Source organism: Pseudomonas sp. A34-9, assembly GCF_029543085.1.
Taxonomy (GTDB): domain Bacteria; phylum Pseudomonadota; class Gammaproteobacteria; order Pseudomonadales; family Pseudomonadaceae; genus Aquipseudomonas.
The window spans coordinates 1,396,111-1,412,129 of the sequence record NZ_CP119967.1 but is presented as its reverse complement, the minus strand read 5'-3'; the positions used below and the strand labels follow the sequence as shown (position 1 = coordinate 1,412,129).

17 protein-coding genes are annotated in these 16,019 nt (G+C 57.9%); all 17 read right to left on the bottom strand.

Annotation, left to right across the window (positions count from 1 at the left end; all coding sequences use genetic code 11):
- Window positions 1–3: 3 nt before the first annotated feature.
- On the bottom strand, window positions 4–1,239 hold the full coding sequence (locus P3G59_RS06160; RefSeq protein ID WP_277760858.1) for a DNA circularization N-terminal domain-containing protein: 1,236 nt from the start codon (window positions 1,237–1,239) through the stop codon (window positions 4–6).
- Entirely contained in the window at window positions 1,226–3,124 is a 1,899-nt protein-coding gene (locus tag P3G59_RS06155) for a phage tail protein (RefSeq protein ID WP_277760857.1), read from the bottom strand. The genes P3G59_RS06160 and P3G59_RS06155 overlap by 14 nt, the downstream gene beginning before the upstream one ends.
- 130 nt (window positions 3,125–3,254) lie before the next feature.
- Window positions 3,255–3,551 (bottom strand): phage tail assembly protein, encoded by a 297-nt coding sequence (locus P3G59_RS06150; protein ID WP_007908778.1) that lies wholly within the window; start codon window positions 3,549–3,551, stop codon window positions 3,255–3,257.
- Complete coding sequence (locus P3G59_RS06145; protein WP_007908779.1) at window positions 3,548–3,895, bottom strand: phage tail tube protein; 348 nt, start codon at window positions 3,893–3,895, stop codon at window positions 3,548–3,550. Before P3G59_RS06145 ends, P3G59_RS06150 begins: the two co-directional genes overlap by 4 nt.
- 67 nt (window positions 3,896–3,962) lie before the next feature.
- Entirely contained in the window at window positions 3,963–5,459 is a 1,497-nt protein-coding gene (locus P3G59_RS06140) for a phage tail sheath subtilisin-like domain-containing protein (protein WP_277760856.1), read from the bottom strand.
- A complete protein-coding gene (locus tag P3G59_RS06135; protein WP_034154909.1) occupies window positions 5,459–5,638 on the bottom strand; it encodes a DUF2635 domain-containing protein in 180 nt (59 codons plus the stop codon). The genes P3G59_RS06140 and P3G59_RS06135 overlap by 1 nt, the downstream gene beginning before the upstream one ends.
- Window positions 5,635–6,219, bottom strand: coding sequence for a hypothetical protein (locus P3G59_RS06130; RefSeq protein ID WP_277760855.1), 585 nt, complete (start codon window positions 6,217–6,219; stop codon window positions 5,635–5,637). The genes P3G59_RS06135 and P3G59_RS06130 overlap by 4 nt, the downstream gene beginning before the upstream one ends.
- 95 nt (window positions 6,220–6,314) lie before the next feature.
- Complete coding sequence (locus P3G59_RS06125; protein WP_277760854.1) at window positions 6,315–7,283, bottom strand: hypothetical protein; 969 nt, start codon at window positions 7,281–7,283, stop codon at window positions 6,315–6,317.
- An 89-nt stretch (window positions 7,284–7,372) separates the two neighbouring features.
- A complete protein-coding gene (locus P3G59_RS06120) occupies window positions 7,373–7,729 on the bottom strand; it encodes a phage tail protein (protein ID WP_277760853.1) in 357 nt (118 codons plus the stop codon).
- Window positions 7,726–8,043 carry a hypothetical protein gene (locus P3G59_RS06115; RefSeq protein ID WP_277760852.1) on the bottom strand — a complete coding sequence of 106 codons (318 nt, stop codon included), beginning with the start codon at window positions 8,041–8,043 and terminating at the stop codon, window positions 7,726–7,728. The genes P3G59_RS06120 and P3G59_RS06115 overlap by 4 nt, the downstream gene beginning before the upstream one ends.
- Window positions 8,043–9,170 carry a phage tail protein gene (locus P3G59_RS06110; protein WP_277760851.1) on the bottom strand — a complete coding sequence of 376 codons (1,128 nt, stop codon included), beginning with the start codon at window positions 9,168–9,170 and terminating at the stop codon, window positions 8,043–8,045. Before P3G59_RS06110 ends, P3G59_RS06115 begins: the two co-directional genes overlap by 1 nt.
- 19 nt (window positions 9,171–9,189) lie before the next feature.
- Window positions 9,190–9,915, bottom strand: coding sequence for a hypothetical protein (locus P3G59_RS06105; RefSeq protein ID WP_277760849.1), 726 nt, complete (start codon window positions 9,913–9,915; stop codon window positions 9,190–9,192).
- Window positions 9,915–10,295, bottom strand: a complete 381-nt coding sequence (locus P3G59_RS06100; RefSeq protein WP_277760848.1) for a hypothetical protein — start codon at window positions 10,293–10,295, stop codon at window positions 9,915–9,917. The genes P3G59_RS06105 and P3G59_RS06100 overlap by 1 nt, the downstream gene beginning before the upstream one ends.
- Before the next feature lie 8 nt (window positions 10,296–10,303).
- On the bottom strand, window positions 10,304–13,876 hold the full coding sequence (locus P3G59_RS06095; protein ID WP_277760847.1) for a phage tail protein: 3,573 nt from the start codon (window positions 13,874–13,876) through the stop codon (window positions 10,304–10,306).
- 68 nt (window positions 13,877–13,944) lie between these two features.
- The gene (locus tag P3G59_RS06090) at window positions 13,945–14,550 is read right to left on the bottom strand and encodes a tail assembly protein (protein WP_277760846.1); all 606 of its coding nucleotides are present in this window, start codon (window positions 14,548–14,550) and stop codon (window positions 13,945–13,947) included.
- A 30-nt stretch (window positions 14,551–14,580) separates the two neighbouring features.
- Window positions 14,581–15,186 carry a tail assembly protein gene (locus P3G59_RS06085; RefSeq protein ID WP_277760845.1) on the bottom strand — a complete coding sequence of 202 codons (606 nt, stop codon included), beginning with the start codon at window positions 15,184–15,186 and terminating at the stop codon, window positions 14,581–14,583.
- A 27-nt stretch (window positions 15,187–15,213) separates the two neighbouring features.
- Window positions 15,214–16,017 (bottom strand): Mov34/MPN/PAD-1 family protein, encoded by an 804-nt coding sequence (locus tag P3G59_RS06080; RefSeq protein ID WP_277760844.1) that lies wholly within the window; start codon window positions 16,015–16,017, stop codon window positions 15,214–15,216.
- Window positions 16,018–16,019: the final 2 nt, after the last annotated feature.

The window sequence follows — 16,019 nt, the reverse complement described above, 5'->3', positions numbered from 1 at the left end:
GGTCTACTCCCTGGACACTTTCACGTCGTTGGGTGAAAAGCCCGGATGGTTCATCGCGTTGCTCTGAGTCACTTCAGTCACCCGTGTGGCATCGGCAAATTGCTTGTAAGCCACGACCAGCGCCGGCAGGCTTTCCTGGAACGATTTACTGACCTGTCGCACACCGGATGACGCCACGGCCTTGAGGTGCGCAATCAGCGCTTCCTTCACATCGTTGATTGCCTGGTGGTGCTTGGGGTCGGCCTTGTCCAGCATCGGATCAATTGCCACCCCGACAGCTTTCTGCAGAGCTTTCATCTCATCAGTCACCGGCACTTCCTGACGGGTCACCGGTTGATCCGCCTGATGAGCCACCGAAGGGGTCGACGACAGTTTCACCGCAGGGCTCGCCACCGGCATCGACGCAACCCACTGCGCCACTTTGACCAGCATCGTGTCCTGCACCAGATCGGCCATCGCCTGCGCTGCTGCGTTGGTGTCCTTGCCGGTGGTGATCTTCGGCGCATCAGCCTTGCGGATGGCTTCGAGTTGTTGGGAGACGTCGGCAATCACGCCACGGTAGCCCTCCTTCGCGAATTCCTTGAGCTCCTTGATATCGCCGAGCAAACCCTTGAATTCCGCCGCCACTTCCTTGGGCAACTCCTTGACCGCTTTGACCAGCTCGGTGATCTGCCGGTACTGCTCGATCAACGGTTTGAGCTGTTCCTTGATCACCTCGTAAACCCCGGTGAGGCTGTTGCGCAGATTGGCAATGCCGATCCGCGCAGCCTTGATCAGCGTCATCGCCTGCTCGAAGCGCGCCACCGCCGAACCCAGCAACGTGTCGGCCTTGGCCAGCAAGACTTTCTGGGTGCTGACAGTGGCGGTCGGAAACGGCAACGGCTTATCGGGATAGAACTTCAGCGCAAAGGTCACCAACCCGCCGTCCTGGCGGGTGTGGGTCATGTCGCATTCGCCGACCTTGACTTGCAGGCGTCCGAGCCATGGATGCACCAGTTCACCGCTGCCTGCTTCAAGTGCTTTGAGCAGCTTGTCGCGCTGCTCCAGGCAATCGGCACCGATGATGAATGCCGTGACATCGTGAATCCTGGCCTGTTGGCCGAGGTCTTCGAAGTACGGCAGGTCACGTTGCGGATACTCGTGCAACTGGCCTTTGCGACCGACCGGGGTTTTCGCCTGATCGATCCAGAAGCCGACACCGCGAAAGGATGCCGGCAACAAACGGTCACGCCAGTTCATTGGAACCTCCTGCCGATAGCGAGCGATAGCCGATGCGCGACGACAGCGCCAGCCCTGGTTGATTGCTTTGCGGTTGATCGGTGCGCAGTCCGGCCGGCGCGTTTTCGAAGCGCACCGTCAGGCCGCCTTCGAGTTGTGTCCGGTTGTTGGCGGCGCTTTGCTGGATCAGCGCGCTAGAGGATTGCGGCAAGGAGCCGCCCTGCAACGCCCCGGTGGACGACGTTTGAGGGGTCGCGCCAAAAAACGCAGGCGCCAACTCACCTTTGCCTTCGGCATTGGTCTGGCGCTGCGCTTCGGTCAGGGTTTCGACCTTGCCGGTGACCTTGGCGATCAGTCCGGCGAAACCACCGTCGAACAGTTCCTTGATCGGCGCGATGACGGTTTGCAGTTTTTGCCACAACTCGCCGAACCACTCGGTGATCGGCCCCCAGCTCTCGATGATCTGATCCAGCGGTTTCCATTCGAACAGGGTGTGCAGAAAATCCACGACCGGCGCGGACAACGCCAGCAGTACATCCCACAGCGCCGAAAATACTTCACCGATCGGCTGCCAGTACTGCGCAATCTGCTCCAGCGGCGACCACTCGAACAGGCTGGTGAAAAAGCCTTTGACCTGTTGCACTGACGTTTGCAGTGCCATCCAGATCGGTTCGAAAAATCCAACGACACCGCCCCAGGCGCTGGTGATCATTTCCATCGGGAAAAAATCGAACAACGTCCGCAAAGCCTCTCGGGTGCTTTGCACAGCCGATTGCAGTGCCGCCCACAACGGCTGGAAGTACGCAACGACACTGCCCCAAGCGCTGGTGATCATCTGCATCGGCGAGAAGTCGAACAACGAAACGAAGAACTCTTTAGTCGACTGCGCCACTTTTCGCAGGCCGGCGAACATCGGTTCGAAGTACGTGACAACACCGCCCCACGCACTGCTGATCATCTGCATCGGCGAGAAATCAAACAGGTTTCTGAGAAACGCCATCACCGGCACACTCAAGGCCTTGAGCAATTCCCAGATCGCCGAAAACAGTCCCGTCAGCGGCCCCCAGTTTTCCAGGATCATGCCGTAAGGCGTCCATGAGAAAACCGTTTTGAAAAAGTCGATCACCGGAGCGGTAACCGCTTTGACCTTGTCCCAGATCCCGGAGAAAAATCCCGCGATCGGTGACCACAGGGCCGCCAGTGCATCCAGCGGGCGCCAATCGAGGATCGAGCGCAACGTCGCCATCGCACTCGCCCCCATGTTTTTCACGCCCTCCCACAGCCCCTTGAAGAAAGCGCTGATCGGCGTCCAGTTGGCATAAATCAAACCGGCCGCCACCGCGATGCCCATCGCGATCAGCATGATCGGATTGGTCTTGAGCACCATGCTCATCACGTCCATCACTTGGGTCATGCCGGTGACGGCGGTTTGCATGGCGGAGAAAGCAATTGCCCCCGCCGCCAGGCCTTCGACCAGTTTCGGGTTATCGGCGAGCAGGCTGCCGAACTGGGTCAGCATCGGTTCCAGTCCGACCACGAGTGCGCCGACCGCCGGCACCAGTGCGGCATCGACGGCGGCCGACACCTTTTCCATCGACGCACTGAACACGTTCATGTTTTGCGCGGCGGCGTTCGGTGCAGCGGGCAGGTCGACGGCTTTTGCCGTGTCGCTGACTTCGGTCAATTTGCCCTGAAACGCCGCCGCCGATTTGATCCCTTCCACAAACGGCGTGACCACGCTGCCGCCCTTGAACAGACCGCTGATGTCCAGTTTGCCGAGGCCAGCCTGTTCGAGATTTTTCTTGAAACCCTCGACCCTGGCTTGAAGGGCGCCGAGTTTGGGCGACAGTTCATCGATGCCCGTGATCAGCACCGGCGTTTTCACTTTTTTCTCTTCGTCTGCCATCACTGCACCTGCTGCATCGCATTGATCCGTTGCGCGTGCTCCAGCGATTCGCGGAGCACATCCAGTGGCCTGGCCATCATCTGTTCGGGGTCAACCCTCCAGAACCAGGCCAGGTCATAGGCGACGGCGATCAGGTCGGTGATGGCGCCGACGCCGCACTCATGAAAAAACTCGCAACGGCCCAGCTCAGCGCATTGAGGTCGGCCAGATCCAACTGGTTGACCGACGACGGCGGAATGCCGGCGCACACGGCGATGTATTTGGCCGCCACGTCCATGTCGAGGCTGACTTCTTCGCTCTTGTCGATCTTGTACGGCAGCGCCTTGATCGCTCGCACCTCCTGCACCGTCGGACGGCGCAGGACGAGTTCGGTCAGGGGCTCGCCGTGAGCTTCGATCGCAACTTGAAGCTTCACGGCGCCGCTCATTGCCAGGTCCCCTTGATGCCTTCGAATTTCAGTTCGATGGTGGCGTCATCGCCTTTGGAGACTGGCTCTTCGACCAGGTACGCACCGGCCAGCACGTAGACTTTGCCGTTGCTGAATTCGCAGGTGACGGTGATGTCGGTGCCTTCGATCAGCTTCTTCAGCGGGAAGTCGGCGGTGTGCAGCGCGGTCACTTTGAACGACGGCGCGATGTCGGTTTCCTTGTAGAAACCGGGCACGACGGTTTCGCGTTTGACCGCCATCAGCGGGGCTTCGCAGCCGCCATTGATGGTCAGTTGTGCGCCGTCGACCTTGACGTAGCAGGTGCCTGCAATCAGTTGACCCATGGTGTTACTCCCTTGAATAAAAAAGCCCACGCGAGGTGGGCTGAAAACTTGCCGTCAAACGCGCTGATCAAGCCGCGTCGTCGTACTGCAGACGGAATTGGTTGAGCAGTGCGAACACGCGCAGACCGTTGATGTAATCCGGCGGGAACAGCACGTTCACGCGGCTCGGGTCCTGCACGTCGCGCTCGACGATCAGGTGCTCGGCGAACAGCTCGGCGTTCTCGACGTGCCCTTCCAGTTCGAGCTTGGCGTATTGCGCAATCAGCTCGCCGCGGATGGTCGCTGGCGTCACGATTGGCTGGCCGGCGCCGAAACGGGTGCCGTCGGAGACCAGTTTGTGCCGACCGTACTTGCTGGTGATCACGCTTTGCAGACGGCGCACGATGAACGCCGACTGGTGCATGGTTTCGCTGTCCAGGTAGGAGTTGTCGGCTTGGCCGTAGGCGTTCTTCTGATAGGTGGTGATCGAACGCTGGATGCGCACGTAACCGCCTTCGTAGTACGCGGTGGCGATGCCGTAGTTGAGCAGCGACTGACGCTCGGTCAGGGTGAAACGCTCGCTGGCCGGCGCCGGATCGACACCCGGCAGGCTGCCGCTTTGCGTTGGACGGCTGGCGTCGGCGGAGATGAACACCGCGGTGCGCGCAGCCAGTGCCGCCGCTTGTACCCAGAACGGTTGCGGAACGCCCGGCTCCAGCGCCTGAATGGTCATGTGCTGATCGTTACGCGCCTGGCCTGCAGCGACCAGCGTACCGACCGTGCCGCGTTTGGCGCTGTAGACGTGACCGAACAGTTGCTTGGCCCAGGACCAGCGACCGGTGCTGTCATCCATGACCGCTTGCCAGGTGTTGAGGGTCGAAAGATCGGACCATGGCAATGCGATGAATTCGAACGGCTCGTCACCCAGTGCGGCAATCGCCGCCACTTGGTCCGGCACACCGGCGCCGCCGGTCATGGCGGTGACCGCAGTGGTCAGGCCGGCCGGAGTGTCTTCGCCATTGCTCTTGCCCAGGCGATTGAATTGCAGGCTGATGTCGTTACCGCTGTCGCCCGTCCATTTGGCGTTCAGGGTGACCACACCTTCAGCCGCCGCAGCGCTGACCGGCAGATCGGAAGTGGCGTTGATTTTCTGTGCCAGTGCGGTGGCTGCTTGTGCGGCGGTAGCGCCGTTGACCACGGTGGCTTGCACACGTACGCCGCCGACATACAGATTGAGCACGCCGGCCTGAGTGGCGGTGCCAGTCAAGGTCAGCACGCCTTTGGCGATGGCGCCTTCGGTGTTGTGCAGCGGCAGGCACCAGATCTCGCCGATCGGGTCGGCCTTGCGGAAGGTCTCGTACATCGAGGCAAGCATCGAGCCTTGGCCGCCAATACTTTTGGCCAGCGCTACGCTGGAGACCAACACCAGTTTGCCGACTTCAGTAGGCGCGATGTTGTCGTTGACCTGAGCGACGATCAAACGACGCAGGGTCGAGCTCGCGCTATTGGCCGCCGAGTTGTCCATTTCGGCATAGAACAGCGGTACACGAATGTCCGCGGGGATGTTGCTGAATCCGATCGCCATTATTTGGCTCCCTTTTGTTTGGCTGGTGCGGTTTTGAGGGTGATATCGCCGTCGGCCAGACGTCGGCGCCACCAGGCGCTGTCCAGCACTTCACGGCCTTCCAGCGGCAGCAGATCGCCCGCCTCCGGGTCAGGTACGACGCGGCCGGCGGCCGGCAGTACGGTGATGCGATTGCTCATGGGGTTACGTCTCCAGAGAAAGTCATTTCCACGCGCCCATCGGGGCCCGGGCGTTTCAGGTTGGGGTCGGCCGGGTCGATCGCATCGACCCGCACGGTGGCCCCGGTAAAGGACGACAAACCGTCCAGTTCGCGTTCGTGCCAACTCTCCGCAGGCTGACTCGGCAGATTGCGGCCGAGCTGGAACTCGGCAAAAAAGCGCAGCCGGTAGAAGGCGCGGCTGCTGTTGATCGACACCAGCTCACCACCGTCATAGGCGATGGCGCTGTAGTCGGAATCGGGTTTGAACCCCACCAGTGCGCGCCACAGTTCGGCGCGCAGGTCGTGCAACAGATCCAGCGCTTTTGTGGCGTCGGTGGCGTCAAGCACGAGGACGATTTCGAAGCGGTCGCGGATTGCTTGGGTGGTGAGGTTTTGTGCGGTGCTGTTGCTGGCCAGATCGGCTAGGGGCGTGATGCTGGCGCACGGGGTTTGCAGCGCCGCATCGGCTTGCAATGCAGCGACGTCACTGCCCACGGTGATTCGATTGCCCAGCGTTGGGCACTGAGCACGCAATTGCGTGACCAGAGGGGTCATTTTCATGAGAAGTACCGAGTGGGGGCGGTCGCAGGTCAGCGCCTGTACACAACCCGGATTAACGAGGTGCCCCAGCCCATAGTTATCAGTCTGGGTTTTGCTTAGAACCACCGGCCGATGGCGAAGCAGTCAAAGGAGACTATTAGCTCGTCTCCTTGCACGAACTGACCAAGGCTGAAAGCGCAGATGCTGGCAAAACCGAGCCCTCTGCTGTAGGCGCTGACGCTGCTCACCGGCCTAGTCACACCCAATACTCCAACCAGATTCCCAATGACAAATCCCAGCGTCACGAAGGGCATCGGATAAGACCAGTTGAAGCCCATGTTGGACGGGTTGTTAAACACTACGCCGCCCTTGTTGTAGAGGGTGCAAATCAACATGCCGTCGGCAAACTTGACGTATTCACCGTTGGCATTGGCGCCGCGCTCAATGACGGCTCCGGTTGGAACGCCTTTGTCCTGGCTGACCGTTCCGACCAACGCGGCAACGGCAGCACTGCCTAGTCCGAGGACCGACCGAGCGGTGGCCGGGGAGTTGCCACCCGTGCCACCTCGTGACACCGGTACAACAGCGTCCGTGGCCACAGCACCGAGTCCAAGCGCCTGGCGCGCCGAGGCGGCATCCGTCGCGCCGGTTCCGCCACGTACGATGGGCACAATAGTGTCGGTTGCGACTGCACCCAGGCCAAGGCCCTGGCGAGCAGAAACAAGATCCGCTCCTCCGGTGCCGCCATTTCGCACCGGTAGGACATCGAAACCACTCGCGTCACCCAGTGCTGCCAGCTTCGGGCCGTACTGAACGTTAAGGTTGTTGAATGCATCGGCCAGTGCCTTGGGATAGCCCTGCACGGGCATGATCGAATAGGCCGCAGCGTTGGCCGTCGTTCCCTGGTAAACCGGGGTGATCGACAACATCGCCGGACTGGCGATATTGCTCACTTCATACTGTCGTCCATCAGGTCCGACGAAGGCGTCGCCCACCCGGACGTTAGTCACGAAATCAACGTTGAGGCCAATGACCGCGGGCGAATTGTTGGTGACATTGACCGTACCTGTTCTAAGCCATGGCATGGTGCAGTCCTTTTTTAAGCGAAAAAAAACCGCAATCGGCGGTATGGGGGGTTAATACGATCTCGATCAGGTAGCTGTAAGAAAGCCAGTCAGCCCGGCGGCAAGACCGGGTCAACCACTATCACCGGAACCTCGGGCTGGACAGGCCACTCTGGCGTCACGGGCCAGGCAGCTTGTGTGCTCACTTTGCCCAAGCTGAACTTGTAGGCTTTCCACTGTTTCAGGTTGCCAAGCAGTGCTTGCTGTTCCGCCTCATCTTCAGTCGTCGCCTCCCCCAGATCGATGCCGTAACCGAGGGTGTCGATCCGATCCTGAATGCGAGCGACCTGTGCTGCAGCCCCCTCGTTTTTGCTCTTGAGCAGTGCTTGAGCTTCGGTCAATCGTGCTGCGGCAGCCACCGCATCTTTCATGGCTTTGGTGATCAATTGCGACCAGTCGATGTTCATACTTCAACCTCCTTTTCCGGCAAAGGCTGTGGCAATGCCACGTCACCGTCAGGAATATCGATCAGGTCGGCAGGAAACGCTTGAGCCTGACTGTAATCGGCCGGAATCGGCAGCAACAGGTGAAGGGTCAAATGGCCGTTCTCGTGGAAAACGTCACCCGTGAACCATTCGGAATCGATCGCGGTTCGCGGTAGCGTGTCGCCGTCGGACAACCGCGAAAAATCGAACGTTTCGCCGTTTACCGTGATCAGCGCACCCGACTTGTGCAGCGTCAGAGCATCCTCTCTGCGTTGCGGAGACAGAACAATGTTCATCAATACCACCTGCCTATTGCGATCAAATTGATTTGCGCAGCCGAGGCTGCGTTCGTTGTTGCCATAGCGCGCCAGGCGCCCCAGTTGGCGATCGATGGGGGAATCCAGGCACTGGCCATTACACAGTCGGCGTAGACCTTGCCAATCGCTGCCGATGTCACGGTAGGTATCGACGCGAATGCTGAAGGATAGGCACCCGGCGAATACGCATCACTACCGAACAATGCGCCCACTGCGTAGGTACCCGTCGAGTTGGTAGCAATCACCTTCCAGCAGACAAGCGTGCCATCGGCGAATTTGGTGTACTCACCGTTGGCGTTGGCCCCCCGCTCGATAATGGCTCCGGTAGGTGCACCGGCACCCGAAACGACGCCGATAATGTTGTTCTGTCGGTAAACCATGCGCCATGGGCCGAAAACGCCCGTACCGTACTGATCTCGCTCCCAGGTCCGTAGAGTGCCACCGCCGGCAATGCCGTTGACCTCGTGCCAGGCCTGATGAACCGGCTGACCGACGTATTTGATGGTGTCCATCAAACCGTAGGACGATCCCGTCGGTTTCACGCCCGTGGCGGTGTTAATGACAAAACAGCGCCCCGCCGGAACAGTTGCGGTGTCGTCGATGTTGCCGTTGTAGACCGGGGCGTCACCGCCGATCCCAAATGCTCCGACTTGCATCACGCGGCCTGCCGTGGCGTCGCTGTAAGTGGTTTGAAGGGTGGCTGAAGCGGCACTGCCCAGCTCCAGAGCAGCGCGAGCTGCGGCCGGTGACACGCCGCCAGTCCCGCCTTTCGAGACAGGCAGCACGTCGAAGTTAGCGGTGGCCCCCAATGCCGCAAGCTTGGTACCGTAGGTGTTGACCAAAGCCCGCAACGTATCAGCTGACTCTTTTACGTAGCCTTGCAGCGGCGCCAATGCATAACCGCCTGCTCCGTCAGTCACGCCCTGATAGTTCGGCGAAATCGACATGGCCGTATCGCTGGCAATGTTGGTGACTTCATACCAACTGCCATCAGGGCCTCTGAACGCATCCCCTACACGTCCATTAACGATAAAGGATGTCCCGACGCCGATGACTGAATTGGAATTATTTGTGACGCTTACTGTTCCGGTCTTGCTCCATGGCATACCGATCTCCTCAAGTTAGCTAGTTGTAATATCTAGACGATGGAAACTTACACACCGGGATTCCGAAACAAGTTCCATTTGTGCCTTGGTAATACCAGTATCCGCCGCCCGCCCTTTGTGCAGTAATATTCAGTACAGGAACATTGTTATCCAGCAAGCTCATACCTACAAAACCAAAACCATCAGCAAACCACGTGACACCACGATCAATACTCGAAACACACACGAAATCATCCGCTTCGATGACAAGGTTGCTTTTGTATGTATCTACATAGTCACCTACTACTAGCGACCATGACTTGGCAAATTTGTGATAGCGAACAACTCTGTCTTCGGAAGAAAATACGATGCGGCCTTGGGCGTCAAAGATATTCATGCCATACCGTTGTGGACTGGGCTGATCGGAAAATTTACAGATGACATATTCCATCAAATAGTTCTGTAAATCACTCCCATTACGCACTGCTGATGTCACCAGAAAACCCGTCCAGTTCCCAGGTCCTCCCAACATGGTGATGTAAACACCCAGAGATGTATGGAACCCATTTACATGTCTGAAAAAAACTTGTGGAGCTTCCTGTGTCAGGATCGGTCTCACGAACGTAACAGCGCCGCTGCCTTCGCGATCGGTATACCTGGACTGTATTCTGAAACTGCCGCGCTCGGAAAACACCATCACTTTATAGGTGCTGGAGATAACCACAGCCCCATACGTATTCGTCACTGAAAGTCCGTAATCCGCCATTACAATACCCTCACGACTTCGACTACGCACTCGACTGTATGCTCGGTCCATTCGTCAACGTAGTTATTGTGATAGCCGGTAGGTCGCCGCCTGTTCACGTATGTAAAAATACCGATCTGTGTCCCACCAAGGTCCTTATAGGTAGGTACGTATCCCCACAAATCCGGATAGCCTGGTTGACTATACCCAGCATAAACCCGCGGTGTAATCACAACAAAACAAGTAGCCGGGTTATACCCTGGAACGTCCATCACAATATAATCAGACCTGATGCCATTTCCCATCTTGCGCGCGGCGGGCAAGTTCATCTGCGCCAGTTTTTCAATCGTAAAATCTTCCATACCCAACGTTTGTACACCATTGGCATCAAATACCGTCATCCCGAAGCTCATTCACTCAGATCTCCAAGTTGTACGCGCTTGACATTATTGGCATCAAACACCCGTAGCGACCTGTTAGTCATGATGACTCGTCCCTGCCCGGCTACGCTGCTGTTTATTTCAAAGCCACCGGATTTGGTCAGCCTCCATCCAGATGTCCCCGGATAATAATTATCCGACTGCAAGCTATCGCCAATTTTCAACATATTAATCGAGCCATTTTTGATAAAGGCATCATTAATAAAGGTTTGACCGCCGGTCACGGTAAAAGGCGATACCGGATTTCCGTTGGCCAGATTCAATAACATAAACGTATCGGCGCGCACGACGAATTGTGACGAAACGCCAGAAGGATCGACCTGCAGCCCCAAACCAAACGACGCAGCATATTTTTGGCCACCCGCCGTCGTATCCATCTTCACCGACCAAATCGTCGATAACTTGCCATCGGTATCGGCAATGGCACTTGAGGCTTGCTGAACGGCGGCAGTGTTTTGTCCCACGGACACATTCAACTGTTCAAGCTTCGTCGCCGTGGCCGAGCTATTGGTTGTTACAACTTTCTCGAGCGACTGGATACTTGCCGCGTTATCTACAATGCTTGTTTCCAGTGTAGAAACGCGTTGGGCAGTGGCTTCGTTCTGGGAAGCCCGGACACTGCTTTCCGTAGCGATGGCTGCCGTACTGGTCCACCCTTTGAGGGCATCTGCCAGTTCACCTTCACCACTGTCGTCCCGGGAGGATGCTCGTAACGCCTGGAATGCCGCGGCTTGAGCCGTTACTTCGCCGTCGATCTTGCTTATATCGGCGGTGTTTGTTCCGACCTGTTGAATAAGTCCATTGACGGTCTCGACCGATTGCCCGACATCCACCCAGTAAGTGGCATTCGGTGGCGGCAGGTCGATCGGCACTGGCCCTTTGGCCTGATACAGACGATCGCCAAGACGAACAATTGCGTATTTCGCATAGGTCTTGGCCGAGTCGTAAGCTTCATCCAGCGAATCAATCTGATTCTGCAATCCCGGAATTTTCTCGATCTCGGTAAGCAGGTCTTTGCCCAATTCCGTCTGCGAAACTTTTCCAGCGAGCAGGTCAAGAATCGGCCCGGCTTCGGAACTGGCCTGCCCCAGCACGCCATTACCGGTCGGATACCACGGTCCGATATTGCCCGTGCGGTCAACCAGCCTCGCCCAGAAGAAGAACGACGAACCGGCCAACAGGCTCTGCATCGTGTAATCACTTTGCGGATACGCCAGGTCGGCCAGCTTGGTAGCGGCTTCAAGATTTGCCGTTGGCCCGTACCAGATTTCGGTTCGCTGCGTGTCTTCAGCGCCCGCGGGAAACTCCCACTTCAGGCCGATACCGAACAGCAGGCTGTCAGCCTTGAGGAAAGTCACTGAAGGCGGTGGCGTGGTTTTCCCGGAAAGTTGCGTTTCAATTGAAGTCGCATAGACCGAGCCGATGTCCAGCGCGTTGATCGCCCGAACCTTGGCCACGTAACGGCCAGCATAAATACCACGCACCTCCATCGACGCTCCGCCGGTACGGCCTGCGAACACCCATTCGCTGTCGTTCTTGCGCCAGTACACCTCATAAGCGATAGCGTTGGCCGGACGCGCCCACTCGATGGTCATCACACCGACTGCACTGCCTTGATCGACGAAGTGGTTATTACTGATCGTGACTGAAGTCGGCGGCGTCTGAACGCCTGGCGGTATGACCGTGACAGGGGGGCGCTCGATACGGGAGCCGTTGTCGATCGCGCCGTACTTGCTCGGCACATGTTTGACTGCGCTGATGCTGTACTTGATTTCAGTGTCGGTGAAGTCTTCGGCAATCGACAACACTCGAAATTGCTGTGCGGCTAGGGAAGCGGAATCAATGGCCCACATCGACTGCGCCGGCGGCAACTCGCTCAATGGCTGAGCCAGGATCACTCGCTGAGCCTCGTCGCTGATGCTCACTGACTTGATCACGCGTGAAACGGCTTTGCCGGTCGGCATCACCAGGGTGAGCGTATCGCCTGCTTCGGCGGTCACGTGTGCATCCAGGGTCAGCGTATCGAGTGTTGCACCACGCAGGCGACCACCAATCCGTCGCCCGGCGCGGTCGTTGTCAGCCACGCGGATAATTTGTCCAGGACGCGCGAGCGTCCCGTCCAGACCGACCGAGAAAGTGACACTTTCAGTTTCCAGGCGATTGGTCAGCAGTGCCCATTTACCAATGCGCTGGGCCTGGGCATGAGACGTGCAACCGGTAGCAGTGATCTCCGTCTGCTGTACACCATAGCGGGCGATACCGTCAGCATCATCGACGTACTGAACCTTCTGCCGGTAGAAGTCCGTCGGATCATTCCAACTGACCAGTGCCACGGTAAAACGGGTCTTTTTCGCCGACCCGCCATACACGAACTTGCCGTCAATGACGTTGCCGTTGGAGTAGGTGTACACCGGATCTTCCGGCATGTCGGCCACCGCCATGACCGAGCCCGCCCCCCAATAAGACATGCCACGAAAAGTGGTAGCCAGATCCTGCAAAACCTTCAGTGCATCCGCGCGCACCGACAAATACAGGTTGCAGGTGAAGCGCGGTTCAGTCCCGCCCTTGCCGTCGGAGACAGGCTGGTCGCAATACTGACCGATGCGGTACAGCTCCCATTTATCGACCTGACCGGCATTGAGCAAATGGCCCAGGCCATAACGCGGATGCAGCAGCAGATCGTAGTAAATCCACGCCGGGTTGTCGGTCCAGGCCGATTTGAACGTGCCGTCCCAAATACCGCTGTACGTACGGCTCAGCGGGTCGTAGTTGCTCGGCACTCGAATGATCCGCCCCAGCAATTCGAACGAACGCGACGGAATCGACTGGAACTGCGAGGCATCAAATTGCAAACCGATGATCGCCGAGCCGGGATAGCGCAGCTTGGCGTCGATCACCTCCGTACTCGATTCGACACTGGTGGTGTCGGCAATGGCGCCGCTGGTGGAGTTAGGGGTCAAACGGCGTACTCGCACCGTCCAACCGCTTTTGGCCGAAGGCAGATCGATGCGGTGCGATCGCTCGTACTTGGTGGTGGTTTTGCCACTGAACGCAGACGCCAGTACCTCGACGAAGGCACCGCCATCGGTGGCCAGATCGATCGCGTATTTGACTGTATAACCGTTAGTGTCGCCGTTGCTGGTATTGGTCTGCGCCAGTCGCGCCACCGCCAGACGAATCCGCACAGCTGACAGTTGCAGGTTGGAAAAGGCCTTGGTCCACGGTTGATCACTACGCAACTCGACCGCTGCCACCGTCTCGTTTTCCACTGCGGGAAAACCGGGGATATGTCCCTGATCCTGGCTACCGGTACGAACATCCAGCGTGACGCCGTTGAAGTTCAGGCTACCGTCGTCGTTGGCCAGCGGTGTTTCGTCCAGAAACACCGAGCGGGCATCATTTTTCAGACCGACAATCTCGCCCTCGCTGACGAGATCGAGGATACGAGCGTAAGCAGTGCTTTGCAGGCTGTCTGGCGCCTCCACGGAGGGGCGCGGCTTGGCGCCGCCACCTTTGCTGCCAGCGAGAGTGAGGTCAGTCATGGCTTTCCTTCAGGCGAAATAAAACCCGCACAGGGCGGGTTGGGTGGACGTCAATAAAAGATCGAACGCTAGAGTTGATCCTGCGCGTAAATACCAGCGCTGATCACGGAACTGCCGACGACCAACTGGCCATACAGCAGACCTACCGGATTACCTTGTGCGCTGGTGTTGACCGGGCCGTTGAAGCTGTAACTGGCCCGATTGGCGGGGCTGTCCTGAGCCCCCAGCCCCTTGGCTTGGGGGGACAGCATTTGTAAAACGCCACCGATCACCATTGCGGTTCCCATCTGGTACAGAAATGGCGATGCACCGGCGAACGGCGTAAACGACAGCACGAATGCGGCAGCAATCATCACACTGCCAACAATGGTTTGAAGTGATCCCGCGCGCTTGGATCCTGCGATGACGGGCACAATTCGCAGCACCTCTTTGCCGGTCGGCTTAGCCAGTTCATCTTGCGAAATATTTTCTCGACCATTGAACAGTGCAAACCGAAGCCCTTTGCCAGCGCTTTCGTTCATGTACCTTTCGAAACCCTGGAACTGCTTGAAGTAGCCCATGACATCCCGAAACCCGCCGGAAGTCGTCACGCGATGCTCACGCCCAAACAATCGCGCCAGAGATCCGGATAGCAGGACGGTCTGAATTTTTTGTTGATCTGGTTGCATTGCCATAGATTTCTCCGGCAGTAAAAAATCCGCTCGCTACAGTTGATCCTGCGCGTAGATCCCGGCACTGATCACTGCGCTGCCGACAATGGCCTGGCCGTAAAGCAGACCTACAGGGTTACCTTGAGCACTGGTATTGGCGGGGCCATTGAAACTGTAGCTGGCTCGATTGGCAGGGCCGTCCTGGGCCCCCAGCCCTTTGGCTTGTGGAGAAAGCATTTGCATGACGCCACCAATCACCATGGATATCCCTACAGACCCCACTGCACCCCAGGTACCGCCAGCGGCAATGCCTGCAAAACCACTGGTGAAAAATGTTGCTGCAGCGATCAATACGACTCCGACAACCGTCTGCAATGAGCCCGCTCGCTTGCTGCCAATAACCACTGGCGCAATACGAATATCCATCGTGCCACTTGGCGCTTTGAGCCGGTCATGACCGATGTTGTCGCGCCCCAGGAAAACAGAGTACGTAAGCCCGCGGTCCCTGGACTCCATCAGAAAGCGCTCAAATCCCGGAACGAGAATGCACAAGGCATGAATGGCTTCCGCGGCGTTGTTCACAGCCAGCCGGTGCACGCGACCAAAGCTGGCACCCAAGGTGCCATAAAGGCGAATAGTCCTAAGTTTTTGCTGATGCATTTCACAGCTCCAGGAGAAGACCTCCAGTCAGGTTTCAGTCAGTGAGTCAGGGGGCTGGTGATGAGAAATTTTCGATTGATGCCGCCAACAGCTCACCGTCACTTCTGTCCAGTATCCGCCATAGGTATCGCGCCGGCTGTCTCGGCCATAAAGGTGATGCAAGATTGAACCGGGCGCGGGGAAGCGATCGGGATCAGTCTTGAGTACGCCATCTTCAAGATAAATGGCGGCATGATTGGGCACCGGCGAACGAATCTGCATCAGCACGATGTCGCCCTGCTGCAATTGGCTGACCTGTTCAAAACCAGCGGCGGGCAGGTTCTCCAGATAAAGATTTTCGCCCTTGTCCCACCAGCCGTCCTCGCGGTCATAGTCACCGAGTTCGATACCCATTTCCCTTCGGTAATAGTCAAGAATGATGCTCAGGCAATCATGTACACCGTGGACGAATGCGCGCCCAATCAAGGGCGCCAGATATCCACTGGGTGTGATGGTGACCAGTTCACCCTTGTGAACTTGCCCTTCATCATCCTTGCGTACTTCGAGAATGTGCCACGGTAACCCAGAGGCTTCACAAGAGACCCGGTCTGCCTCACTGGCCGTCGCCGGATAATCCGGATGGCTGTGAACGACGGCGATGATCTCGCCGCACTCCTCGGCCGCGGCGAAGTCTTGTGGTGCCAGACGAAAGTGTTCACTGGGCGTCGTCGCAGTATTGCGGCAGGGCACATAACGTTGTCTGCGCCCCTCGCGAATCAGCAAACCGCAGCATTCGTCGGGATACTGCGCGATGGCATGACGCTCGATGGCCGCCAGCGTGGTCTTGTTCATGA